The sequence below is a fragment of the Dyella ginsengisoli genome, from assembly GCF_044904665.1.
GTDB lineage: Bacteria > Pseudomonadota > Gammaproteobacteria > Xanthomonadales > Rhodanobacteraceae > Dyella_A > Dyella_A ginsengisoli.
The window spans coordinates 230,258-253,409 of the sequence record NZ_JADIKM010000004.1; the positions used below are offsets into that span (position 1 = coordinate 230,258).

General features: G+C 69.8%; 18 protein-coding genes. 10 read left to right on the forward strand and 8 right to left on the reverse strand.

Annotated features, from left to right (window positions below):
- The first annotated feature begins 2 nt into the window (after positions 1-2).
- On the forward strand, positions 3-644 hold the full coding sequence (plsY, locus tag ISP17_RS15360; protein WP_404634740.1) for a glycerol-3-phosphate 1-O-acyltransferase PlsY: 642 nt from the start codon (positions 3-5) through the stop codon (positions 642-644).
- An 86-nt stretch (positions 645-730) separates the two neighbouring features.
- Positions 731-1,540, forward strand: coding sequence for a hypothetical protein (locus ISP17_RS15365; protein WP_404634742.1), 810 nt, complete (start codon positions 731-733; stop codon positions 1,538-1,540).
- A gap of 255 nt (positions 1,541-1,795) precedes the next feature.
- Here ISP17_RS15365 and ISP17_RS15370 read toward each other — a convergent pair whose 3' ends face one another.
- On the reverse strand, positions 1,796-2,260 hold the full coding sequence (locus ISP17_RS15370; RefSeq protein ID WP_404634744.1) for a hypothetical protein: 465 nt from the start codon (positions 2,258-2,260) through the stop codon (positions 1,796-1,798).
- A gap of 175 nt (positions 2,261-2,435) precedes the next feature.
- A complete protein-coding gene (locus ISP17_RS15375) occupies positions 2,436-4,247 on the reverse strand; it encodes a DUF885 domain-containing protein (protein WP_404634746.1) in 1,812 nt (603 codons plus the stop codon).
- Between the two features lie 168 nt (positions 4,248-4,415).
- Between ISP17_RS15375 and ISP17_RS15380 the strand changes: the two genes are divergently transcribed.
- Positions 4,416-4,778, forward strand: coding sequence for a YciI family protein (locus ISP17_RS15380; protein ID WP_404634748.1), 363 nt, complete (start codon positions 4,416-4,418; stop codon positions 4,776-4,778).
- A gap of 31 nt (positions 4,779-4,809) precedes the next feature.
- On the opposite strand, the gene ISP17_RS15385 is transcribed toward ISP17_RS15380, so the two are convergent.
- From ISP17_RS15385 to ISP17_RS15395, 3 genes are all read right to left on the reverse strand, one after another.
- Positions 4,810-5,109 carry a hypothetical protein gene (locus tag ISP17_RS15385; protein WP_404634750.1) on the reverse strand — a complete coding sequence of 100 codons (300 nt, stop codon included), beginning with the start codon at positions 5,107-5,109 and terminating at the stop codon, positions 4,810-4,812.
- A gap of 85 nt (positions 5,110-5,194) precedes the next feature.
- Positions 5,195-6,796: a tryptophan halogenase family protein gene (locus ISP17_RS15390; RefSeq protein ID WP_404634752.1), complete on the reverse strand. Its 1,602-nt coding sequence runs from the start codon at positions 6,794-6,796 to the stop codon at positions 5,195-5,197.
- A gap of 113 nt (positions 6,797-6,909) precedes the next feature.
- Positions 6,910-7,785 carry an MBL fold metallo-hydrolase gene (locus tag ISP17_RS15395; protein WP_404634754.1) on the reverse strand — a complete coding sequence of 292 codons (876 nt, stop codon included), beginning with the start codon at positions 7,783-7,785 and terminating at the stop codon, positions 6,910-6,912.
- Between the two features lie 250 nt (positions 7,786-8,035).
- On the opposite strand from ISP17_RS15395, the gene ISP17_RS15400 reads away from it, so the two are divergent.
- Positions 8,036-8,584: a hypothetical protein gene (locus ISP17_RS15400; protein ID WP_404634756.1), complete on the forward strand. Its 549-nt coding sequence runs from the start codon at positions 8,036-8,038 to the stop codon at positions 8,582-8,584.
- A 9-nt stretch (positions 8,585-8,593) separates the two neighbouring features.
- Here the strand turns inward: ISP17_RS15400 and ISP17_RS15405 are convergent, their stop codons facing one another.
- Entirely contained in the window at positions 8,594-9,253 is a 660-nt protein-coding gene (locus ISP17_RS15405; RefSeq protein WP_404634758.1) for a glutathione S-transferase family protein, read from the reverse strand.
- Positions 9,254-9,441: 188 nt separating this feature from the next.
- Here ISP17_RS15405 and ISP17_RS15410 point away from each other — a divergent pair, with 188 nt between their 5' ends.
- The 4 genes from ISP17_RS15410 to ISP17_RS15425 all read left to right on the forward strand — a co-directional run bounded on the left by ISP17_RS15410 (position 9,442) and on the right by ISP17_RS15425 (position 19,098).
- Positions 9,442-14,442: an alpha-2-macroglobulin family protein gene (locus ISP17_RS15410; protein WP_404634760.1), complete on the forward strand. Its 5,001-nt coding sequence runs from the start codon at positions 9,442-9,444 to the stop codon at positions 14,440-14,442.
- A complete protein-coding gene (locus ISP17_RS15415) occupies positions 14,439-15,029 on the forward strand; it encodes a hypothetical protein (protein ID WP_404634762.1) in 591 nt (196 codons plus the stop codon). Before ISP17_RS15410 ends, ISP17_RS15415 begins: the two co-directional genes overlap by 4 nt.
- A 31-nt stretch (positions 15,030-15,060) precedes the next feature.
- Positions 15,061-17,418 (forward strand): penicillin-binding protein 1C, encoded by a 2,358-nt coding sequence (gene pbpC, locus ISP17_RS15420; RefSeq protein ID WP_404634764.1) that lies wholly within the window; start codon positions 15,061-15,063, stop codon positions 17,416-17,418.
- Positions 17,419-17,601: 183 nt separating this feature from the next.
- A complete protein-coding gene (locus tag ISP17_RS15425) occupies positions 17,602-19,098 on the forward strand; it encodes an amidase (RefSeq protein ID WP_404634766.1) in 1,497 nt (498 codons plus the stop codon).
- Between the two features lie 4 nt (positions 19,099-19,102).
- Here ISP17_RS15425 and ISP17_RS15430 read toward each other — a convergent pair whose 3' ends face one another.
- Entirely contained in the window at positions 19,103-19,714 is a 612-nt protein-coding gene (locus ISP17_RS15430; protein ID WP_404634768.1) for a hypothetical protein, read from the reverse strand.
- Positions 19,715-19,761: 47 nt separating this feature from the next.
- On the opposite strand from ISP17_RS15430, the gene ISP17_RS15435 reads away from it, so the two are divergent.
- A complete protein-coding gene (locus ISP17_RS15435; RefSeq protein ID WP_404634770.1) occupies positions 19,762-20,406 on the forward strand; it encodes a glutathione S-transferase N-terminal domain-containing protein in 645 nt (214 codons plus the stop codon).
- 3 nt (positions 20,407-20,409) lie between these two features.
- Here the strand turns inward: ISP17_RS15435 and ISP17_RS15440 are convergent, their stop codons facing one another.
- Positions 20,410-21,417 carry a zinc-dependent alcohol dehydrogenase family protein gene (locus ISP17_RS15440; RefSeq protein WP_404634772.1) on the reverse strand — a complete coding sequence of 336 codons (1,008 nt, stop codon included), beginning with the start codon at positions 21,415-21,417 and terminating at the stop codon, positions 20,410-20,412.
- 166 nt (positions 21,418-21,583) lie between these two features.
- Here ISP17_RS15440 and ISP17_RS15445 point away from each other — a divergent pair, with 166 nt between their 5' ends.
- Positions 21,584-23,143, forward strand: a complete 1,560-nt coding sequence (locus ISP17_RS15445) for a glucosyltransferase domain-containing protein (protein WP_404634774.1) — start codon at positions 21,584-21,586, stop codon at positions 23,141-23,143.
- Positions 23,144-23,152: the final 9 nt, after the last annotated feature.

The following is a 23,152-nucleotide window of genomic DNA, read 5'->3' on the forward strand; positions in this document are numbered from 1 at the left end:
TTATGGCGCTCCCCGCTCCCGTCCTCATCGTTGCCTTGCTCGCGTTCGCCTACCTGCTCGGTTCGCTGTCCGGCAGCCTGCTGCTGGGCAAGCTGCGCGGCGTGGATATCCGCACCCAGGGCAGCGGCAACGCCGGCGGCACCAACGCGCTGCGCACGCAGGGCTGGCGTTTCGCGCTGGGCACCGTGCTGATCGACATCGGCAAGGGCGCGCTGGCGACCGCGCTGGCGGCGCACTGGATGCCGGCCAGCGCACACGCATGGGGCGCGTATGCCGCGGCGCTCGCCGCCGTGATCGGCCACGTCTGGCCGGTCTTCCACGGCTTCCGCGGCGGCAAGGGCGCAGCCACCCTGGTCGGTGCGCTCGCCGTGGCATGGCCCGGCGCGCTGCCGGTGATTCTCGGCGTGTGGCTGCTGTGCCTGCTGGCCACTGGCTACGTGGGGCTGTCCACCGTGCTCGCCGCAGTCAGCCTGTTCGTACTGGCGCTGCTCGTCCAAGCCGACATCGCCCGACTGGCCTTCGCGCTGGCGATTGCCGCGCTCATCCCCTGGACCCATCGCAGCAATCTCGCGCGCCTGCGCGCCGGCACCGAGTCGCGCTTCGAACGGGTGCGCTTGCTCGGGCGGCTGTTCGTGAAGCGGTAGTTCCTTCGTGCCACCACTTGCATCCAAGCTGTTCATGGCGGGCGGGCGGACGGTGCGCGGCGGGATTGCATCATGGATGGAGGAACATGCTGATGAACCGTTTGAACTGTTTTCTCATGGGTATTGCTTTCAGTGCGATGACCCCGTTGGTCGCTGTGGGCGGCGCGGAAATCACCGTCAGAGCCAACCCATTATTCGATCCGATGACGGCCATGCAGGCGGCGATGGGCGCGCTCGCACCGACGTTATCGGGTGATGCCTCGATCGGGGCAGTCGAGTTCGACCCCGTCCGGAGCGAGTGGCATTTCACCGTCGATCGCCCGGCCGCCAAGCTGCTGCCGCACGCGCTGGTGACGCTGGAAGAGCGCACCGGCAGGGTATGTGCGCGTGATCGCGAAGCCGCCCGCGGCGCTTGTGCGATCCGCGGCGATGTCAGTGCATCGCTGGATAACCTGCGCAGGCAGCGCGTGGCCATGTCGAAGGCCTTGGCCCATCCACCGCCGGACCTGCAAGGGGTGATGGGTGCGCTCATCCGCTACCAGGCGCTGAATTCCAGGGGCTACCTCCACCAGAACCGGATGCCCGTCTACGTCAGCATGAGCTGGCCGGACAATCGCCCACCGCTGGACCTCTCACCCGACGAGATAGGCAAGCTGGGCGATGTGGGCATGCCGCTCCACCCAGGCAGCGCGTTGCCGAAACACGATCCACGCGCGGTCGATCTCGGGGTGATGGCCATGAGCGTCGGCTTGCCGGTGCGCCGCGCCGATGGTGACTACGATGTGCAGTATGGGGCGGTCTGCGGGAGCCTCTGTGGCTCATGGTGGTCTGCCGTCCTGCATCATGATGCCACGGGATGGCACGTGGTTTCGACGCAGATGAATGCGATCTCCTGAGGTTCCCGTGGAGCGTCACGCAGAACAGGCACGGGCGACGGAGGCGCTGCGCGCAAGGCATCCCGAGGCTGGCTAGCGCCGGATGGCGCTGTGCACCTGGCGGGCGGTGACGGGGCGGGATGCGACCGGCACGCCGCGTGTCGGTGGGCCGCTGTATGCGCGCGCATGCAGCGAAAGCAGCTTCTTCAACGCGGATCGCCGTGCCCGTCCGCGCCCCAGCCCGGGGGCGGAGGCGATGGCGCGCGCTCTGGCAGGTCAGCCTTTGCGAAGCAGCATCGGCGCATCGAGCCGGCGCATCGCCGCCAGCGTGTGCACCAGTTCGCGATAACTGGCGGCAAGCTGCTCGTAGAGCGTGGCGGTGGCGCGGCGACCGGCGTCGGCCACGCCCTGGTAGGCGGCGCGGCCGATGTCGATGTAGTAGCCCACGTTCACGCGGCGGCGTTCGGCCACGTCGGGAAACAGGCCGGCGACCAGCAGGCAGCGGTCGCCGACGTCGCGCAGCGCATCTCCGCGCGCGGTGCCGGCCAGTTCGAGGGCGTCCAGCCAGTCCACGCCGTGGGTGTGGGCGAGCAGCTGCGCGTCGCGCTGGAAGCGCAGCAGCACGAAGACGAGGTAGCTCTCGCGCGTGTCGTCCAGCGGATGGCCGGCCCGCTCGCCGGCCTCGTGCACCAGCGCCTGCCACAGCTGCACGGGCGTGCCGTGCTGAAATCTGTCGATCATGTCGTCTAACCCCCTGTTGGTTGTCGACGGCACCAGCCTAGCGCGGCGTATCGCGTCACGCGCGGCAGCCGGGCAGGGAGAGTGCTGACAGGGGAGCCCACGCATCGCGGGACGCAAACGACGAGGGGCGCCTCGGTGGGAGGCGCCCCTCGCGTTGTTTCCAGCAGTCAGCCGATCAGTGGGCGGCGGTGGTGCTTGCTGCGGCGGCGGGCTGGGTCCACAGCGTGGCCTCGACCGGGCCGCCCAGCATCTGCGCACGCACCAGCGGAATCGGCGGGCCACCGTAGCTGAGGAACTGGTCGTGGAAGGCCTTCAGCGCGTCGGTGCCGGGATGCTTGGCGATCCAGTCCTGGCGCAGCTGCATGATCATCAGCTTGCCCAGCGTGTAGTTGAGATAGGCCGGGTCGTAGGTGCCGCGGGCGCCCTGCTGGCGCGCGCTGCCGGGGTCCTGGAAGGCCTTGTCTTTGAACATCTGCTCGGACTGCGCCATGGTCATGCCGCCGGTGTGCAGGCCGATCGCCGAGAGGTAGCGCACGTCGCGCAGCAGGGCGTTGGTGAGCTGGCCGATGTGCACCTCGGGCGTGGCGCCGTCGACGCCGGCGTCGAACATCATCTCCTCGGCATAGTGCGCCCAGCCCTCGGCATAGGCGTAGCCGACGAACAGCCGGCCGAACATCCACTTCGCGCGGTTGGCGTGCAGGAACTGCAGGAAGTGGCCGGGCCACACCTCGTGCGAGGAGACGAACTCCAGCGCCGCCTTGCCCGGCACGTAGGCGGCCTGGTCGGCCTTGCTCCAGCTCGGATCCGGCGGGGCGATGTAGTAGACCGACGGCAGGTTCTTCTCGTACGGGCCGGGGATCTCGATATACGCGAAGTTCCAGCGGTTGAACGGCGGGGCCTCTTCCACCTTGGCCTGCTCGGGGCCGGGAATGGTGACGAGGTTCTTGTCGACCACGAACTGGCGCAGCGTGGCGAGCTGCTTGCGCGCGCCTTCCACCGCGCCGCCTGCGGGCTTGTCGGCGGCCTCTTTTGCCACGCAGTCGGCCAGCGACTTGGCGGGCGCGAACTGGTCGCAGGCTTTCTTCAGCGCGTCGAGGTTGCGTTGCAGATCGGCCTCTCCGATCGCCTTGAGGCGATCCAGCGGCACGTCGACACGCTCGGTGGCGTGCAGCATGGCGGCAAACTTGACTGCGCCCAGCGCGTAGTCCTGCGTGGCCTGCGGTTTCTGTGCCTTCAGCCAGTCGGCCAGGTCCTGCGTGGCCGCGATGGCGGCCGCGTTGGCGGCCTTGAAGCGCGCCTGCAGCGCCTTGTCTTTCACGTTGGCGAAGATGCCCGGCACGTCGTTCTTGAAGAACGACGCGAAGCCGCCGAACGAATTCACGCCCAGGTCGATATACGACGCGGGCAGCGGCGTCTTGAAGTTGGCCTTCACCTGCGCCAGCGCCTTGGGCAGCGCCTCCTCGTAGCTGACGAAGGCCGCCATGCGATCGGCCAGCGGCGCGTACGGGCGGGTCAGGTACATGCTCGGCGAGAGGTCGCCGGTGTAGAACGCCGGGTTGGAATACGGAAAGCCCGACTGCTCCAGCCAGAACAGCTGGCCGTCGATCACCGCCAGCACATAGTCGCGCTGGAAGCGGCCGGTCGCGTCGAGCGTGTCGTCGGTGAACGCGGCAAACGCGTCGTGCTGGGCATGCAGCCAGTCGGCCGTGGCCTTTAGGCCTGTGGGGCTGTAGTCGGGCAGCTTGCCGTCGTACTCGTGCTTGCCGGCGTTGGCGGCGAACACCGGGTTGTGCTCGAACATGCCCTGGATGAATGCGTCCACGGCGGTGCCGAACGCCACCGTCTTGTCGGTGCTGGCCTTGGATACCGTGGCGGCCGGCGCCGGGGCGGCAGCGTCGCCGGATGGTGCGGCCTGTTCCTTCGAACAGCCGGCCAGCAGGGCGGCGGTGATGACGGCGGACAGCGTGAGAACGCGCAACGATCGCATGGTGGATTCCCCCGAGTGACGAGAGCGCCGAGCCTAGGTGCTGCGGCGACGGACGGCAACGGGGCCGGCATGTCGAATTTTCCCGCCGTGGTTCGTCGAGGGAATGGCACGGTCTCCTGCGGGAGCGGTGCAGAGCCCCTTTCATTGAGTCACGACGGAGACGACATCGTGCAATTTCTTTCCATGGTCCGGATCAACGAGAACGGCACGCGCCGCCCCGACGAGCAGCTCATGCGCGACATGGGCAGGCTGATCGAGGAGATGACCGCCGAGGGTTCGCTGCTCGATACCGCCGGCCTGCGACCCACGGTCGAGGGCAAGCGGGTGCGGCTGAGCGACGGACGCATCCGCGTGGTCGATGGCCCGTTCACCGAAACGCGGGAAGTCATCGGCGGCTACGCCATCCTCGAGGCGCCCTCGCTGGAGCGGGCGATCGAGCTGACCCGGCGCTTCCTGGCGGTGCATGGCGACAGCTGGGAGCTGGAGTGCGAGGTGCGGCAGTTGGAGCGCGGCCCGGACGCTTGCTCCTGAGTGGTGCATGCGTGGCGCCGTGGCGATGAAATCAGCGCCGCCGCTTCCAGCGGATCCAGCGGCGCTCCGCCCCGATCAGCGCGCGCCGCACCGGGCGACGGAGAAACGGCAGGTCCTGCGCGAGCAGCAGCAGGCCCAGCGGCAGCATCCATATCCCCAGGATGGGGAGGAAGCTGAGCAGCCCGCCGAACACCAGCATCAGGCCGAGCGGGATGCGCAGCCACGCCGCGCCGGGCGCGCGCAGCCAGAGCAGGATTTGGTGCAGCCAGCCGGGAAGCACCCGCTCGAGGCGGTCCAGTTGATGGTTCAGCCGTTGCTCGTCGCGGTTCACCGCTCACTCCCTGTCATTGCCGGGAACGAGGTTAGCGACTACGGCTTTATCGCCGCGGAACGCCCGGCCTGGGGCGATGGCAAGCTCACCAGAAGTACACCTGCAGCGATTCCTCCCGCGGGCGCGGCGGGATCGCGCCGAGCAGTTCGCGGTGATCGGGGAAGTTGAGCGCGCTGCGTTGGATGAGGTTGTCGATCGCCGCGAGGCTGTGCGGCGGTTCGTGGGCGGCAGGCGCGCGCAGTTCGCCGTCGTCCGGAAACAGGCCCATGCCGGCGAGCAAGCTGTACCAGGACATCACCGGATAGCCTTGGCCGAACGTACCCTGCTGGATACCGCCGACGATGGGCCGGCGCGCCAGCCAGGTCTTGAGCAGGCGAGTGAGCGGCTCGGACAGCCGGGTGTTGGCGGCATTGGCGCGCCAGTAGTCGGTATCGGTGCGGGTGTTGGTCTTGTAATGGGCCACGATGTAGTCGCGGGTGCCGTCGAACTGCGCATTGACGGCGGTGTTGAAGGTGGCCTGCGCCGCGGCGCCCAGATCCCCCTTTTCCAGCGCGTCGACGAACAGGCTGGCGGTGCGCTGCACCAGCATCAGCGCGGTCGCCTCCAGCGGCTCGATGAAGCCCTGCGCCAGCCCCACCGCCAGGCAGTTGCGGTGCCAGTGCTGCTCCACCCGGCCCGTGCGCATGCGCAGGTGCTTCGCCGGCACGTCGGCGTCGAGCAGGCCCAGCTGCGTGCGCAGCTCGGTCTCGGCTTGCTCGGGCGTGCAGAACGCGGTGCTGTAGACGTAGCCATTGCCATGGCGCCGGGTGAGCGGGATGGTCCACGCCCAGCCATGGCGCAGCGCGGTGGAGATCGTCTGCGACATGATCGGCCCGTCCAGCGGCGTGGGCATCGCCACCGCGGCGTCGTTGAACAGGGCGTCGGCGTAGGAGACGTAGGGGGTCTGCAAGGTCTTGTCGATCAGCAGGCCGGCGAAACCCGTGCAGTCGACGAAGAAGTCCGCCGCCAGCGTCTCGCCGCCTTCCAGCTGCAGGGAGGCGATGTCGCCGCGTTCGTTGCGATCCACCGCCACCACGTGACGCGGCAGGTGGCGGATGCCGCGCTCGACCGCCTTGCGCTGCAGGAATGCGCCCAGCAGCACCGAGTCGAAGTGGTAGCCGTACCACACGTCGAACGGAAACTCATGGCGCGGCCGCGGCGCCTTGCACGCGTGCGCGAGCCGCGTGGCGAGGAAGTAGCGATCCGGGTGGGCGTGTACGTCCTCGCCGTCCAGCCGCCGATGCACGTGGTCGACGAACTGGGTCATCGTGAGGTTGTCGAGCATCGAGGCGAAGGCGTGGAAGTAGCTTTCGTGCCCTGGTCGCGTGGACCAGCCGTCGAAGCGGATGCCGCTCTTGTAGGTGGCGTGGCAGGCCGGCATCCATTCGGACTCCTCGATGCCCAGCTCCTCGAAGAAGCCGCGCAGCCACGACGTGGAACCCTCGCCGACGCCGATGATGCCCACCTGCGGCGATTCCAGCACCGTCACCTGCAGCCGCGGCCCGTAGCCGGAATGGGCCAGCAGCAGCGCCGTCATCCAGCCGGCCGTGCCGCCGCCGACCACCGCGACATGCCGGATCGGCGGTTCGGCTTCAATACGCGGTCGGGCGCTGGCGCGCTGGCGATAGACGGTGGCGGTATCGGACATGCGGGCGTGCCGGCGGGACGAAGCCCGCAGCGTAGTGTGCGTGCTGGTGCGGTGCCAGAAGTCCTCCGCGCAAGCCGCTCAGCGCGATGGCGTCGCGCTGACCGGCAGGGTATTTACTGCGGCCACTTCATGTCGCCCTTGACCACCCTGGCGCCCAGCTCCAGCCACGACCGCTCGGGCAGGTCGGGGTACGCGGTTTCCATGGCGGTGATCAGCGCGTCGGCAGTTTTCGCCTGCTTCGCCTGCGCGTCGAAGGTGGTGAGGTAGTCGGCGTTGAACTTCACCGCCGCCAGCCCGGCCGGCGCCTCGCCCAGGTAATGCCCCGGCACCACGCGCACCGGCTTGAGCGCTTCGATTGTCTTGAGCGTGGCCTGCCACTGCTGGCGTGCTTCCGGCGTGGGCGTATCGGCCACCCACACGTGCGAGCCGCTGAACACCACGGCGCCGCCGACCACGGTCTTCAGCGAGGGAATCCACACGTAGCTGCGCGCCGGGGTGGGGCCGTCCAGACCCTCGATCTGCAGGCGGTGACCTTCGAGCGTCAGGTGGTCGCCCTTGAGCACCTGCGGCAGCACCAGCGCGTGCGGCTTGTTTTCCTTGAGCTGCGGGCCCCAGAAATCGAGCTTGCGCTGCATGATGGCCTTCATGGCGGCCACCGTGGGCGCGGTGGCGACGATGCGCGCCTTCGGAAACGCGGCGTGGATGACGTCGAGCCCGAAGTAATAGTCCGGATCGCTGTGGCTGACGTAGACGGTGGTGAGCGTCTTGCCGCTGGCGCGGATCTTGTCCACCAACGCCTGGGCGTCGTTGCGCTGGAACTGTGCGTCGATCAGCACGGCGTCGTGCGCGCCGCTGACGATTTCCGAGGAGACCGGAAACATCGATTTCGCGCCGGGGTTGTAGACCTCCAGCGTGAGCGGCGCGGTGGCCGCGGCGGCAGTGTCGAAGGAGGCGAGCAGTGCAAAAGCCAGGACGGTGCGACGAAACATGGCGAGGATCCCCTGAAGAGTGCCGTGGCGGCAGCGACAGGACGATAGGCAGTGCGCGGCCGGGGAAAAACCGCGATTCGGGCGACGGTTTGTTGCATCGTCCGGCGCAATGGGGCGGACGAGCGGTCCCTGGTTCCTTGTCGATCTCGCCATGCTGCGGCGCTGCGGCAGTTGCGATTCCACGTGCGGCGGCGCCCAATGACGCAAGTGATGCCTCGCGCATCGGCGACCGTCCAGTGAGGATTCCGCCATGAAATCGATGACTACGCTTGTTGTTGCGGGGGTGCTCGCGCTGGCGGCTGGTGCCGCCGTCGCCGAGTCGATGTCGTTAAACCGTTTCCGCGACCGCGTGCTGCCGGTGCTGGTGAAGGTCGACACGCACGGCAAGGTGACGCGCCTGTCCTCGGCGATCGAGCTGACGCCGCGCTTCGACCGCCTGCTGCGGCAGACCGTGGATCAGTGGATCACCGGGCCGGCCATGGATCACGGCAAGCCCGTGGCCAGCCAGTTCGTGATGAAGCTCGGCATGCAGGCCACGGCGCGGCCGGACGGCGAATACGACACGCGCTTCGTCTACCTGTCCAGCTCGCCGGTGCCCTCCGGCGAATGGATCTGGCAGAACGAGGACGGCCACCGCCTCGCCCTGGTGCGGGCCGACGGGTTGAATTACCGCGGCATGCGTTATCGGCACCACGACTTCCCCACCTGGCGTGCCCCGTGGATCGGCGACCGGCCGATGCGCCAAGCCCCTCAGCCGGCTCCGGCACAGGCCCTGCCGAACAGCCGCCCCGGCCGCTGACCGCCTCGCTCAATCCCGGTCCGGCGCGCCCAGCGGAAAGTAGTGGCGATACGGGCGCGCCTCGTCCACCGCGCGGGCGAATGACGGCCGCGCCAGCAGGCGCCGCCGGTAGGCGTGCACGTTGGCGAAACGTGCGTCGATCGGGTGCGTCCAGTCCGCATAGAACAGGAAAGGCGCGGCACCGCAGTCGGCCAGGCTGAAACGCTCGCCGACCGCCCACGTGCGCCCGGCCATGCGCTGGTCCAGCCAGGCATAGGCGGTGTCGAGCATGGCACGGGCCTCGGTCACGCCGAAGGGATCGCGCTGGTCTTCCGGTCGTATGCGGTCGAACACCACTTTCTGCTGTGGCGTGGAAATGTAGTTGTCGAAGAAGCGATCGAGCATGCGCACCTCCAGCGCGGCTTCGGCATCGTCCGGCACGAATCGGGTGGCGCCGGGGTAGTGTCGGTCCAGGTGCTCGATGATGCAGGTGGCCTCCAGGATCGTCCGCTCGCCGTCGACCAGCACGGGAAAACGCTTGATCGGCCACCGCGCGGCCAGCTCGGCCTGTGCCTGCGGGTCCTCCAGCATGCGCAGCTCGAACGGCGTGCCGTTCTCGTAGAGCGCCACCAGCACCTTCTGGCAATAGGACGAGAAGGGGTGGGCATAGAGGCGGGGCAGGGCAGGCATGGGCGCGATTCTCCAGTTGGGTTTCGCTGACGACGAGCCATGGCAGCGCAGATCGACAGCGCCCGGCCCGCCGGCTCCGTCGTCGCGCTCCGCCGTGCCAGAATTCCCGGGGCGGCGCGCCCCGTGGGCGCCATCCGGCCGCCACGAATGGACGCCATACTGTTGCCACATCCAGGGAGAGGTTTCTCATGTCACGTCTGTCGATTGCGCGGCACCGGCCTGCCCGCTGGCCGCGGTATCTGCTTGTCCCGGCGTTGTGCCTGCTGTTGCTCGCCGCCTGCGGCCGCGGCCACGAGGGCGACAAGCCAACCCTGCAGGGCGCACCGGCCGGATCCTCGACTTCCGCCCAGGCCGGCGACAAGGCCGGCTTCATGCTGATGTCGGGCAGCTCCTCGGTGCGCAACGATCGCACCCAGCTCGATCTGGTGTTCAACGCCAAGCTCGCCTCGTCGCAGGCTTTCGACGACGTGCTCGCGGTGACCGGCCCCTCCGGCGAGACGGTGAGCGGCAGTTGGGGCCTGAGCGACGATGGCACCACGCTGAGCTTTCCCTACGTGGCCCCCGACACCCGCTACGCGGTGGCGATCAAGCCCGGCCTGCTGGCGGCGGACGGGCGCACGCTCGGTCACGCGGTCAAGCGCGACATCTATTCGGGCAACCTGCCCGGCGCGGTGGGCTTCGCCTCGCACGGCAGCGTGCTGCCGGCGCGCGGCACGCGCGGCCTGCCGCTGGTCTCGGTGAACGTGCACGACGCCGACGTGGAGTTCTTCCGCGTGCACGAGGACGCACTGTCGGACCTGTTCTGTTCCTACCCGCGCAACGGCCATCGCGACAGCTACGAGCTGGACCACGACCCCTACACCTACGACGCCTGCGGCCCGAACGGTAGTCGCAGCAAGCGCGCGCTCACCGACATGGCCGACTCGGTCTATGCCAACCACTACGCGCTCAAGGGCGCGCCGAACGAGCGCACGGTGACCTACCTGCCGGTGCAGAACATCCGCGAGCTGGCCGAGCCGGGCGTGTACATGGCAGTGGTCAAGGCCGCCGGCACGTTCAAGGGCGGCTACGACACGGCGACCTTCTTCGTCAGCGACCTCGGCCTGCACCTGCGCGTATACCGCGACAACGTGCTGCTGCACGTGGCCTCGCTGCGCGACGGCACGCCGGTGGGCGGCGTCGAGGTGGAGATCCGCGATGAGGCCGGCAACCCCACGCTCAAGGCCACTACCGACGACGCCGGCAACGCGCTGATCGCCTACAAGGTGCGCGATTCGGACGTGCTGGTGGCACGCCACGGCAAGGACATCTCGGTGCTGCCGTTCAACCGGCCGGCGCTGGACGTGTCCAACTTCGACATCACCGGGCGCAAGCAGGCGCCGTTCGAGGTGTACGCGTGGTCCGGCCGTGACCTGTATCGCCCCGGCGAGACGCTGCGCGCCTCGGCGCTGCTGCGCGACGCCGACGGTCATCCGATGAAGCCGCAGTCGCTGTTCGTGCGCGTGCGCCAGCCCGATGGCCGCACGCTGCAGGACACCCGGCTGGAACCGAAGCAGCTCAACTACTTCGAGCTCAGCGAAGCGATCCCGGCCGATGCACCGACCGGACTGTGGCAATTGGAGTTCCGCCTCGACCCGGCCAGCAAGGAGTCGGTGCAGGCGTTTCCGTTCCACGTGGAGGAGTTCCTGCCCGAGCGGCTGAAGGTGGCGCTGGACAGCCCGCAGCAGCGGCTGGCGCCGAACGAGCCGCTGCAGCTGAAGGTGGCGTCGAGCTATCTCTACGGCGCGCCAGCCGACGGCAACCGCTTCACCGCCAAGCTGCTGGTGGCGCCGGAGGTGCATCCGGTGGACGCCATGAAGGACACCTTCTTCGGCGATCCCACGGTCGAGCTGCCCAAATCCGCCGACGACGTGATCGATGCCAAGCTCGACGCGCAGGGCCAGCTCGCCCAGGACGTGCCGCTGCCCGATGACGTCAAGCCGGTCGCTCCGCTGGCGGTGACGCTGTCCGGCAGCGTGTACGAGAGCGGCGGGCGCGCGGTGACACGCCTGCTCAAGCGCACCTACTGGCCGGCCGACGCACTGGTCGGCGTGCGGCCGGAGTTCGATCCCAAGCAGGGCGCGGAAAGCGAGAGCCCGGTCGGCTTCGAGATCGTTCGCGTGGGCGCCGACGGCAAGCGCGTCGCCGGCAGTCATCTCAAGGTGCGCCTGCAGCGGGAGCTGCGCGATTTCTATTGGCTGTACGAGCGCGACGGCGGCTGGAAATCCGACGCCAACCAGCGCCTGCAGCTGATCGACGAGAAGGACGTCGACGTCAGCGCCGGCACCAACACGCGCGTGGAGTTCCCGGTGGAGTGGGGCAGTTACCGCGTCGAGGTGTACGACCCGGAGACCAAGCTCACCACCGTGTTCCCGTTCTTCGCCGGCTACAGCTGGGACGACGAGAACCTCGGCAAGGAAGCGCGCCCGGACAAGGTGAAGCTGGCGCTGGACAAGGCGCGCTACCGCGCGGGCGACACCATGAAGGTCACCGTCACCCCGCCGCACGACGGCCCCGGCGTGCTGCTGGTCGAGTCCGACCACCTGCTCTACACCAAGAACATCGACGCCAAGGCCGGCGCCACGTTCTCGATCCCCGTCACCAAGGAGTGGGAGCGCCACGACGTGTACGTGGTGGCGCTGGTGTTCCGCGGCGGCGAGGCGGTGGAGCACACCACGCCGGCACGTGCGATGGGCGTGGAATACGTGGCGATGGACCGCACTGACCGGCGCATTCCGCTCACTATCAAGGCGCCCGCGCTGATGCGCCCGGGCAACCCGCTGGACGTCACCGTGCAGGCCACCGGGCTGGCCGGCAAGCAGGCCTACGTGACGGTGTCGGCGGTGGACCAGGGCGTGATCAACATCACCGACTACGCCGTGCCTGATGCATGGGCGTGGATGTTCGCCAAGCGCGCGCTCGCCACGGAAGCCTACGACCTCTACAGCCGCCTGATCGAAGCGATGGACGGCGACACCGCGCGCCTGCGCTACGGCGGCGACATGAGCGGCGATGCGCTGCCCAAGGCCGCGCGGATCAACCCGAAGGTGCAGATCGTCGACCTGTTCGCCGGCCCGGTCGCCTTCGACGCGCAGGGCAACGCGCAGGTGCACCTGGATGTTCCGGACTTCAACGGCAGCCTGCGGGTGAGTGCGCTAGCCTATACCGACAGCCGCTTCGGCAACGCCGACGGCGCGGTCACCGTGCGTGCGCCGCTGGTGGTGGAGCCGAGCACGCCGCGCGTGATGGCCGGCGGCGACAAGGCGGTGATCAGCCTGGATCTGAAGAATCTCTCCGGCAAGGACGGCACCGCAAAGGTGCGCGTCACCGGCACCGGCCCGATCCGCATCGAGCACGGCGAGCAGACCCTCGCGCTCAAGGACGGGGCCGGCACCACGCTGACCCTGCCGGTGACCGCCGGCGCCGGTGCGGCGGTGGCGGGCGTGGACATCCACGCCCAGCTCAACGACTACCAGGTCGATCGCCACTTCGAGTTCGCCGTGCGCCCGGCCTGGCCGGAGGTGCTGCGCAACCAGCCGCTGGCGCTGGAGGCCGGCAAGGCGCTGAGCATCGGCAGCGATCTGCTGGCCGGACTGATTCCCGACACCGTGCGGGCGCGCCTGAGCATGAGCACGCTGCCGCCGTTGCCCTACGGCGCGGCGCTGCGCGACATGCTGCGCTATCCCTACGGCTGCATCGAGCAGACCACCAGCAAGGGCTACGCGGCACTGATCATGGACAGCGCCACGGCCAAGGCGCTGGGTGTGACGCCGATGGACGACGCCGTGCGCAAGGCGGCGGTGGACAGCGCGATGGACCGCATCGCCTCATTCCAGGCCAGCAACGGCCACTTCAGCTTCTGGGGTGGCACCAGCCCGATCGTCACCTTCACCACGCCGTACGTGGTGGACTTCCTGCTCGACGCGCGCGACGCCGGTTTCGCCGTGCCGCAGGACGTGCTGCAGAAAGCGCTGCAGCGCCTGAGCGACGACCTGCTGGCCGGCGGCCATCCGTACTACGGCTACGAGCACCACGACCACATGCGCCTGGCGGATGAGGCGTATTCCGGCTTCGTGCTCGCCCGCGTCAACCGCGCGCCGCTGGGCACGCTGCGCGCGATCTTCGACAACGAGCGCAGCAAGCTGGTGGCGCCGCTGCCGCTGGTGCACCTGGGCGTGGCGTTCAAGCTGATGGGCGACAACGAGCGCGCGCAGAAGGCAATCGCCGAGGCGTTCGCCTGGACCAAGGAGCGCCCGTGGTACGTGGGCGACTACGGCTCGGACCTGCGCGACCTCGCGCTGATGGTCGCGCTCACCCACACCTACGGACTGAACAAGCCCGAGTACGACGCCAAACTGATCGACTGGGCGCGCAACGTGGACAGCCACGTGCGCGAGCGCCAGAAGCAGGATGCGCTGTACCGCTGGTCGTGGTCGTACCTGAGCACACAGGAGCAGTCGGCGATCGCCCGCGTCGCCAAGGCGTTCGGTGCAGGCGAGGCGGCACCGCTGGCTGCCTCGCTGAGCGTGGGCGGCAAGGCGGAGGCCTCGCCCGATCGCCGCGTGTGGAGCCGCGACCTGACCGCCGCCGAGCTGAAGTCCGGCGTGAGTCTGCAATCCACCGGCAGCGCCACCATCTTCGCCACGCTCGACGTCGCCGGCATCACCCAGCAGGCGCCGCCCGCCGACGACAGCCAGATCGACGTGCGCCGCCGCTGGTTCACCACCGACGGCAAGCCGTGGGACGGCAGCACGCTCAAGGAAGGCGACACGCTGATCGCCGAGCTCACCATCGAGGCGCGCATGGACATCCCCGACGCGCTCGTCACCGACCTGCTGCCGGGCGGGCTGGAAGTGGAGAACCTCAACCTATCCGGCGCGCAGCAGTGGGCCGGCGTGGTGATCGACGGCATCAACCTGGACCAGCACGACTCGGCCGCCAACGTGGTGCACGAGGAGTACCGCGACGACCGCTACGCCGCCGCGCTGAAGCTCGATCGCGGCGACGCGGCCCACGTGTTCTACCTCGTCCGCGCGGTGACGCCGGGCACCTACACCGTGCCGCCGCCGCTGGTGGAAGACATGTACCGCCCGGCCCTGCGCGGCATCGGCAAGACCGATCCGGCGCAGATCAAGGTGGTGGAACCGTGAGCAGGCCTCACTCGGTAGCCGCCGGGTTGACCGTCGCTGCAGGTTTCCTCGCCGCGATCATTTCGTCGGGAGCAGTCGCGGCAGCGACGACAAACGGCCGGACTATCCACGTCGAGGACGGTGTGGACTATCGAGCTCCGGACTCCAGCCCCATGCGGTTCGTGGAACTCGGACGTTACGGTGCCGGACGGTTCCAAGGGCGGTTGGAGGTTGCCGGTATATGGCACTACGGCTATCAGACGGATGATCCCGACGATGATTCCGACTATGGCGTGCCGGTGCTCTATTTTGTGCCCGACCCTGCCGGTGCCGAGAAGCTGCCGTACTGGCTTCAGAGGGGGCGCATTCGCTCCCTTCGCTTTACCAACGAGGTGATGGCGACCAACGCATTGGTTCCACTGTCTACTCGCAGCGCTTTTGCGGCTGGACATATTCGATCAGCCAGCGGGCGCGCGGTGGTGCGTGTCGCCGGATATCGCATCTCCATCGAATGCGATAACCCTACTTACTGGACCACGTTCGTCGCAGTGGAGCGACCAGGGTCGTTCGCCACTAGCGAAAGTTACGTCAAGCGTCCTTGGTGCTGAGGTGGCAAAAGGCGCGCCGGAGGCGAACGGGATGACATTTGCATGCTGGACAAGATGGCGGCGCTGGCTCCGCCGGCTTGCGATCAGCATGGTCTTCCTGTTGCTTGGTGCGCTGTTACTTGACCGCCTGTTTCCGCTGCATTTGCCGCCCCCGGACGGCGGCAGCACCGTGGTGCTGTCGCGTGACGGCACGCCGCTGCGCGCGTTCGCCGACAGCGACGGCGTGTGGCGCTACCCGGCCTCGGTCGACACCGTGTCGCCGCTTTATCTGAAGGCGCTGCTCGGCTACGAGGACCGCTGGTTCTACCGCCATCCGGGCGTGAATCCGTACGCGCTGGCGCGCGGCATGGCCGGTGGACTGCTGCACGGGCGCATCGTCTCGGGCGGCTCCACGCTCACCATGCAGGTGGCGCGCATCATCGATCCGATTCCGCACACGGTCGGTGGCAAGGCGATCCAGATCCTGCGCGCGCTGCAGCTGGAGGCGCACCTGAGCAAGCGGCAGATCCTTGATCTGTATCTCAACCACGCGCCGTTCGGTGGGCCGATCGAGGGCGTGGAGGCGGCTTCCTGGGCCTACCTCGGCAAGCCGGCGAAGAACCTCTCGCGGGCCGAGGCGGCGCTGCTGGCGGTGCTGCCGCAGGCGCCCAGCCGGCTGCGGCCGGACCGCCATCCCGAGGCGGCACGTGCCGCCCGCGACAAGGTGCTTTCGCGCCTGCGTGACGAGGGCATCTGGACGGCCAAACAGGTGCGCGACGCGCGGATCGAGCCGGTGGTCGCCCGCTCGCTGCGCGCACCGCTGTCGGCGGCACTGCTGGCCGAGCGGCTGCATCGCGAGCAGCCGGGCGAGCGGCGCATCACCACCAGCATCGACGCCAACCTGCAGCGTGCGGCGGAGGATCGCGTGAGCGGCTATCTCGCGCGCCTGCCGCAGCACACCAGCGCCGCGCTGCTGGTGGTCGACAACGCCAGCCACGAGGCGCGCGTGTATCTGGGCACCAGCGACTTCGCCGACCCGGACCGGCACGGCTACATCGACATGGTGCAGGCGCCGCGCTCGCCCGGGTCCACGCTCAAGCCGTTCCTCTACGGGCTGGCGCTGGACGATGGCCTGATCACCTCCGAGAGCCTGCTGGTGGACGCGCCGCAGGATTTCGGCGGCTACCGCCCGGGCAATTTCGACGAAGCGTTCTCCGGGCCGGTCGGCGTGGCCGAGGCGCTGCAGCGATCGCTCAACGTGCCGGCGGTGGACGTGCTCGACCGGGTGGGGCCGAACCGCTTCGTGGCACGGCTTGCCGCCGGCGGTCTGGATCTGGGCCTGCCGGCCGGCGCGCAGCCGAACCTGTCGATCATCCTGGGCGGCGCCTCGACGCGGCTGGAGGATCTGGTGGGTGCTTACACCGCGCTGGCCAACCGCGGCATCGCAGTGGCGCCGCGCTACACGCCGCAGCAGGTGGCGCAACCGCGTCGCCTGCTGTCGCCCGGTGCGGCGTGGATCATCCGCGACGTACTGGCGCACAACCCGGCCGACGTCGAGGGCGCGCCGCTGGAGGGCGCGGTCAACCGCCACGCTGCGGTGGCGTGGAAGACCGGCACCAGCTACGGCTACCGCGACGCGTGGGCGGTGGGCGTCACCGATCAGTTCACCATCGGCGTGTGGATCGGCCGCCCGGACGGCACGCCGTCGCCCGGCCAGTACGGCGCCATCACCGCGCTGCCGCTGCTGTTCCAGATCGCCGACATGCTGCCCTCGCGCGGCCCGGCCACCCGTTTCGCGCAGCCGGCCAGCGTGCGCTCGGTGGAGATCTGCTGGCCGCTGGGCGGCGCGCAGGCGGCGACCGATCCGGCGCTGTGCCGCCAGCACCGCAGCGCCTGGGTGCTGGACGATGCGCTGCCGCCCACCTTCGCCGAGCGCGACCTCGGCGCGTGGTCGGCCGGCCTGGTGACGCTGCGCGTGGATGCGCAGGGCCGGCGACTGAGCGCCACCTGTCATGGCGCGGGCGAGCACGCGCTGCAGCTGGCGCGCTGGCCGGCGCTGGCCACACCGTGGCTGAGCCAGGACGACCGCGCTGCCGCCGCGCTGCCGCCGCTGGCCCCGGGTTGCCCGGCCGACTCGCTGGACAACGCCAGCGCCATCCGCATCGCCGGCCTCACCGACGGCGCGCGCCTGCGTCGCGCGCCCAACAGCAGTCAGCCGCTGCGCGTCACGCTCAAGGCGCTGGGCGCGACGGGCACCGTGCAGTGGTTGCTGGACGGCCGCTTGCAGGGCACCACCGAGGACGCGCACTCCATCGCGCTGGCGCTGGAGCAGCCGGGCGCGCACACCATCACGGCGCTCACTGCGCGCGGTGCGTGGAGTTCGCTGCGGGTGAGCGTGGCGGCGCGCTGAACCCGCTCCGCGGCGAGCCACGCAACCAAGGGCATGCGCGCGGCGCCGGGTCCCGGTGCGATCGCTGTGGATCAGGGCGCTGGATCATCGCGAGGCTTGCATCGCGCAGGACGCTTTGCCTCGGCAGGTTCGACCGCATGCGCCCCTATGATGGCGACTGCTCCATCACGCAGGGGTCCACCGATGTTCGCCGAGTATTCGCGTTACGACGCCACCGAGCTGGCCGCGCTGATCGCCCGCGGCGAGGTGAGTGCCGGCGAGGTGCTGGAGGCCGCGCTGGCGCGCGCGGCGCAGGTGAATCCGGCGCTGGCGGCGATCTGCCTGCCGATGGAGGCGATCGCCCGCGAGCGGGCCCGCGGGCCTCTGGCCGGCCCGTTTGCCGGCGTGCCGTTCCTGCTCAAGGACATGGGGCAGGACTTCGCTGGCGTGCCCAGCCCGTCCGGCAGCCGCGCGTTGCGCGATTGGATGCCCGATCGCCACGCGTACATCGTGCAGCGCTTCCTCGACGCTGGGCTGGTGGTGTTCGGCAAGACTGCCTCGCCGGAGTTCGCGCTGAAGGCGGAGACCTCGCCGCGGCTGTGGCCGCAGCCCACGCGCAATCCGTGGGACTTGGCGCGCACGCCGGGCGGCTCCTCCGGCGGTACGGCCGCGGCGGTGGCTGCCGGCATCGTGCCCGCGGCGGGCGCCTCCGACGGCGGCGGCTCGATCCGCATTCCGGCCGCGTACTGCGGCCTGTTCGGCCTGCGTCCCTCGCGCGGGCGCGTGCCCTGCGGACCGGCCGACGGCGAGCATTGGGAAGGCGCCTCCAGCCAGCACGTTATCAGCCGCAGCGTGCGCGATTCCGCGCGCCTGCTCGACGCCATCGCCGGCCCCGGGCACGGTGCGCCGTTCGCCATCGCGCCGCCGGCGCAGGCCTATGCCGAGGCGATCGCGCGTCCGCCGCGGCGGCTGCGCATCGGCTTCAGCACGCGCTCGCCGCTGGGTACGCCGGTGCATCCCGGGTGCGTGGCCGCGGTGCAGCGCGCGGCGGCCTTGCTGGCAGAGCTCGGCCACGTGGTGGAGCCGGCCGAGCCGGCGGTGGACGGTCGCGCGCTGGCGCGCAGCTTCATCACCATGTACTTCGGCCAGGTGGCCGCCGGCATGGCGCGCGCCCGCGCGCTGACCGGCGCGGGCGAGGATGCGTTCGAGCTGGAGACGCGCGTGCTCGGCCTGCTCGGGCGCACCATCAGCGCTGGTGAGTACGTGAGCCGGCACGCGCAGTGGAACGACTACACGCTGGCGCTGGCCGACTTCCACCGGCAGTACGACCTCTACCTCACGCCCACCACCGCGCAGCCGCCCAACCGGATCGGCGAGATCGACACGCCGCCGGGCCAGCGCGCGCTGGCGCGCGTGGTACTGGCGCTGGGCGCCGGTCGTCTGCTGCTGGCCACCGGCATGGTGGACGAGCTGGTCGAGACCAGCCTCGCGCGCGTGCCGTTCACCCAGCTCTCCAACCTCACCGGCACGCCGAGCATGTCGGTGCCGCTGCACTGGGCCGCGGTGGAAGAGGGCGGGCCGGAGCTGCCGTTTGGCGTGCAGTTCGTGGCGCCATTCGGCGACGAGGCCACCCTGCTGCAGCTAGCCGCCGAGCTCGAGCTGGCGGCCCCGTGGCAGGCCCGTCGTCCGCCGGCGCGGTAAGCGATCAGTCCGACACGTTCTCGCCGCGTCGCGCCGCCGCGCGCTGCACATCCAGCACGAACGCGCGCTGGTAGAGGATGGCGCCGGCAAACGGTTGTCCCTCGCCTGCCGGCGTGGCGACCAGGAACCAGTCGTCGGTGGACCAGCTCACGGCCGGCGGCCGCGCGTGCGGCGGGCGGTGGCGTTCGTCGTCGGGCGCGCCGTAACGGGCGGTGAGCGCCTGCACCATCAGAGCCATGCCAGTGGCCGGCAGCCCGTACGCCTGCACGATCACCGTGCGCTCGCCCGCGAAGCTCACGTACGCCACGGCGTCGCCGGCCTGCGCGAACGGCAGGCCGCCGATAACGCACTGCTCGGTGATGTCTTCGGCATCAACCGCCTTGCAGTGCGCGCCGGCAAAGCGCGCCTGCACCGACGCCAGCGTGTCGCCGAGCCGGATGCCGGCCACGTCTGGCACCGGCCGCATCGGGTGCGGCGGCAGCGGGACGGACGGCAGTTCGGCCGACTGGCAGCCGGCCAGCAGGGCCAGGCCGCCGAGGAGGCAAGGAAGGGAAAGGCGCCGCGGAGTCATCGCCGCAGTGTAGGCAAGCCGCGTGCTGCGGACGCTGCCGCGCATTGCCGCATGGCACCGGTAAGCTCATGTTCCCCGCCTGGAGATTCCCCATGACCGCCATGCCCTGCCTGATCGGCCGCAGCAGCTCCCACTTCACCCGCGTGCCGCGCATGTTGGCGCTGGAGCTGGGCGTCGACTGCGCGTTCCAGCCGGTCTACGACCTGGGCTCGCGCCACACCGCCGACTACGGCGGCAACCCGGCCATGAAGCTGCCGGTGCTGCGGCTGGGCGACGGGCAGGTGGCTTTCGGTGCGGAGAACATCGCCCGCACGCTGGCGGAGCTGGCACCGGGTCGGCTGCACATGGTGTGGACCGAGCAACTGCCGGGCGTCGAAGCGCGCAACGCACAGGAGCTGGTGTGGCACGCGATGGCCGCGCAGGTGCAGCTGGTGTTCGGCACGCAGGCGGCCAAGCTGCCGGCCGACAACCTGTATTTCGCCAAGGCTGCCGACGGCATGAGCAACGTGCTGGGGTGGCTGGATGCGCGCATCGACGCGGTGCTCGCCACGCTGCCGCCAGCGCGGCACTCGAGCCTGCTCGAACTCACGCTGTTCTGCCTGATCGAGCACCTGCGCTTCCGCCCCACCGTGTCGCTCGATGCTTACCCGAAGCTGACGCGCTTCACCGACAGCTTCGGCCAGCGCGCATCGGCGCTGCAGACGACGTACCGCTTCGATACGCCGCCGGCTGCGTAAGGGTTAGAACTCCAGCACGATCTTGCCGAAGTGCTGGCCCGAGGCCTCGTGGCGGAACGCGTCGGCAATGTCGGCCAGCGCGAACGAACGGTCGATCACCGGGCGCAGGGTGCTCGCGTCGATCGCGGCGATCATCTCCTGCTGGTGCGTGCGGCTGCCCACGATGATGCCCTGCAGCCGCGCCTGCCTGGCCATCAGCGCCGCGGTGGGAACCTCGCCGCCGAACCCGGTGAGCACGCCGATCAGCGAAATGTGCCCGGCAATCCTTACCGCCTCGATCGACTGCGGCAGCGTGCCCGGGCCGCCTACTTCGATCACGTGGTCCACGCCGCGTCCGTCGGTGAGCTCGCACACGCGCTGGCCCCACGCAGGCTCATTCTTGTAGTTGATGACGTGCTCGGCGCCCAGCGCAGTGAGCCGTTCGAGCTTGGCATCGGAGGAAGACGTGGCGATCACCCGCGCGCCCATCAGCCGGGCGAACTGCAGCGCGAAGATCGACACGCCGCCGGTGCCCAGCGTGAGCACGGTATCGCCGGCCTTGAGGCCACCTTCCACCACCAGCGCGCGCCACGCGGTGACGGCGGCGGTGGTGAGCGTGCTCGCCTCGGCGTGACTCCAGTGGCGCGGTGCATGGGTGAACCAGGCCGCCGGCCGCACCACCACCTCGCGGGCATAGCCGTCGATGCCGTCGCCGGGCGTGCCGGCAAAGTTGTCGATGCGCGCGCGGCCGTCCAGCCAGTGCGGGAAGAAGGTCGATACCACCGCATCGCCCGTGCGGAACTCCTCCACGCCCGCACCCACCGCTTCCACCATGCCCGCACCATCTGCCATCGGGATGCGGCCGTCGGCGGTGGGAACCATGCCTGCCACCACCGCGTAGTCGTGGAAGTTGAGCGAGCTGGCGTGCACTCGCACGCGCATCTCGCCCGGGCCGGGCGCTCCCGGGTCGGCGGCGTCGACCAGTGCCAATTGCTGCAGTCCGCCGGGGCGCTTCAGGACGATCTGTTTCATGGGGATGCCTCGTTGCGGGTTGAACGGTCAGACATGCGGCCGCGTCCGGCGCGTGCCAAGGGACCGACCGCATGCAGCGCATCACCCGCTGCTGAAAGCAGCCTGCAAGATGCGCCTGCGAGCATGCCGAGGCCGCCATCGAGGGCGGATGTCAGGAGTCGATTCGGTGGCCGTTCCATCTCCACAGGACGATCCAGGCTCCGGCGTGCGCGCCGTGTTCGCGCGGCTGCTCGGGCTGTTCGCGCTGCTGCTGTATCCGATCCTGCACGCCGACCGTCCCTACAACGACGATCTCAAGCGCGCGCTGCTCGGCCGGGCCAGCTGGGATTCCAACGGCCGTCCGCTGACCACGCTGCTGATGCGCGCCCTGCAGTGCTACGACCACGCCATGGTCGACATCGCGCCGCTGCCGCAGATCGGTGCGATCGTGCTGCTCGCCTGGACCGGCGCCCGGCTGGCGCGCCGCTTCACCGACGCCTCGCCGTGGCTCGCCGCGCTGCTGGTATTTCCGCTGGGCGCGCAGCCGTTTTTCCTGGAGAACCTGTCCTACCAGTTCGATGCGCTGAGCATGGCGCTGGCGATCTGGCTGGCGGTGTGGCCACTGCTGCTGCCCACCACGCGGCGCGGCAGCGGCTGGGGCATCGCGAGCCTGTTCGGCGCGCTGTGCCTGTACCAGCCGGCGATCAACGTGTTCCTGGTGCTGACGCTGGCCGAGCTGGTGCTCACGCAGGCGACCGATCACGAGGCGGCCGCGGGGCTGCGCACGCTGCTTCGTCGCACCGTGCAGATCGCGGTGGCGATGGTGGTCTACGAGCTGCTGGTGGGCATGCATATCAGCGGCTGGGTGAAGCGGCAGGCGACGCCCATCCACGGTTGGCGCGAGATCCCGCGCATCGCCGACAACGTCACCGCGTTCTACGGCTTCGTCGGAAGCTCGTTCAACGCCAACTGGTGGGCCGTGTTCGGCACCCTGGCGACGCTGCTCGCGCTGGCCTGCGTGGTGGTGGGCGTGCGCCATGCCCGCTCGCGCGATCCGCACCGATCGCGCAGCCAGCAGGCGCTGCTGGTGGGGCTGGCGGTGACCGTACCGGGGCTTGCGATGGTCGCGGCACTGGGGCCGATGCTGCTGCTGCGCGCGCCGGAGATCCAGCCGCGCGTGCTGATCGGTATCGGCGCCTTGCTGGCGGCGGGCCTGCTGCTGCTGCGCGCGGCGCTGCGGACGCGTGCGTGGGGTGACCGCGCCTGCACCGCGGTGGCCGCAGCGTTCGCGCTGGGCATGGGCGTGATCGCCAGCGCCTACGGCAACGCGATGACCGACCAGCAGCACTTCGAGCAGCACGTCGCCGCGCAGCTGGCGGACGATCTGGCCGCCTGGCCGGCAGCGACGCCGATCCGTCGTCTGGCGGTGACCGGATCGACCGGCTTCTCGCCGCTGGCCGAGCACGTGATCAGCGAGTTTCCGCTGATGCGCGCGCTGGTGCCGACCTACCTCGACGCCACCCATCGCTTCGCCACCAGCGGATGGCTGATGTTCTACCTGCCGCAGTGGGTGGATGCGCGGCGCCCGCTGCTCAACCAGCCGGGCGATGACGATGCCGCGCTGGCGGCGCGCTGCGCCAACGCGCCCGATCGCGTGGCGGTCGGCTACCGCCTGTGCGTGCAGGGCGACACCGCGCTGGTGCAGTTCCAGCCTCCCGCGTTGCCGACGGCGGACGAGCGGCGCTGAGCTGTCGGC

Excerpts from the sequence above, each read along its gene's own strand:
- ISP17_RS15440 (WP_404634772.1), bottom strand. The coding sequence starts at position 21,417 with ATGAAACAGATCGTCCTGAAGCGCCCCGGCGGACTGCAGCAATTGGCA.
- ISP17_RS15390 (WP_404634752.1), bottom strand. The coding sequence starts at position 6,796 with ATGTCCGATACCGCCACCGTCTATCGCCAGCGCGCCAGCGCCCGACCG.
- pbpC (WP_404634764.1), top strand. The coding sequence starts at position 15,061 with ATGACATTTGCATGCTGGACAAGATGGCGGCGCTGGCTCCGCCGGCTT.
- ISP17_RS15430 (WP_404634768.1), bottom strand. The coding sequence starts at position 19,714 with ATGCGCGGCAGCGTCCGCAGCACGCGGCTTGCCTACACTGCGGCGATG.
- ISP17_RS15405 (WP_404634758.1), bottom strand. The coding sequence starts at position 9,253 with ATGCCTGCCCTGCCCCGCCTCTATGCCCACCCCTTCTCGTCCTATTGC.
- ISP17_RS15400 (WP_404634756.1), top strand. The coding sequence starts at position 8,036 with ATGAAATCGATGACTACGCTTGTTGTTGCGGGGGTGCTCGCGCTGGCG.
- ISP17_RS15435 (WP_404634770.1), top strand. The coding sequence starts at position 19,762 with ATGACCGCCATGCCCTGCCTGATCGGCCGCAGCAGCTCCCACTTCACC.
- ISP17_RS15375 (WP_404634746.1), bottom strand. The coding sequence starts at position 4,247 with ATGCGATCGTTGCGCGTTCTCACGCTGTCCGCCGTCATCACCGCCGCC.
- ISP17_RS15370 (WP_404634744.1), bottom strand. The coding sequence starts at position 2,260 with ATGATCGACAGATTTCAGCACGGCACGCCCGTGCAGCTGTGGCAGGCG.
- ISP17_RS15410 (WP_404634760.1), top strand. The coding sequence starts at position 9,442 with ATGTCACGTCTGTCGATTGCGCGGCACCGGCCTGCCCGCTGGCCGCGG.
- ISP17_RS15365 (WP_404634742.1), top strand. The coding sequence starts at position 731 with ATGCTGATGAACCGTTTGAACTGTTTTCTCATGGGTATTGCTTTCAGT.
- plsY (WP_404634740.1), top strand. The coding sequence starts at position 3 with ATGGCGCTCCCCGCTCCCGTCCTCATCGTTGCCTTGCTCGCGTTCGCC.
- ISP17_RS15395 (WP_404634754.1), bottom strand. The coding sequence starts at position 7,785 with ATGTTTCGTCGCACCGTCCTGGCTTTTGCACTGCTCGCCTCCTTCGAC.
- ISP17_RS15425 (WP_404634766.1), top strand. The coding sequence starts at position 17,602 with ATGTTCGCCGAGTATTCGCGTTACGACGCCACCGAGCTGGCCGCGCTG.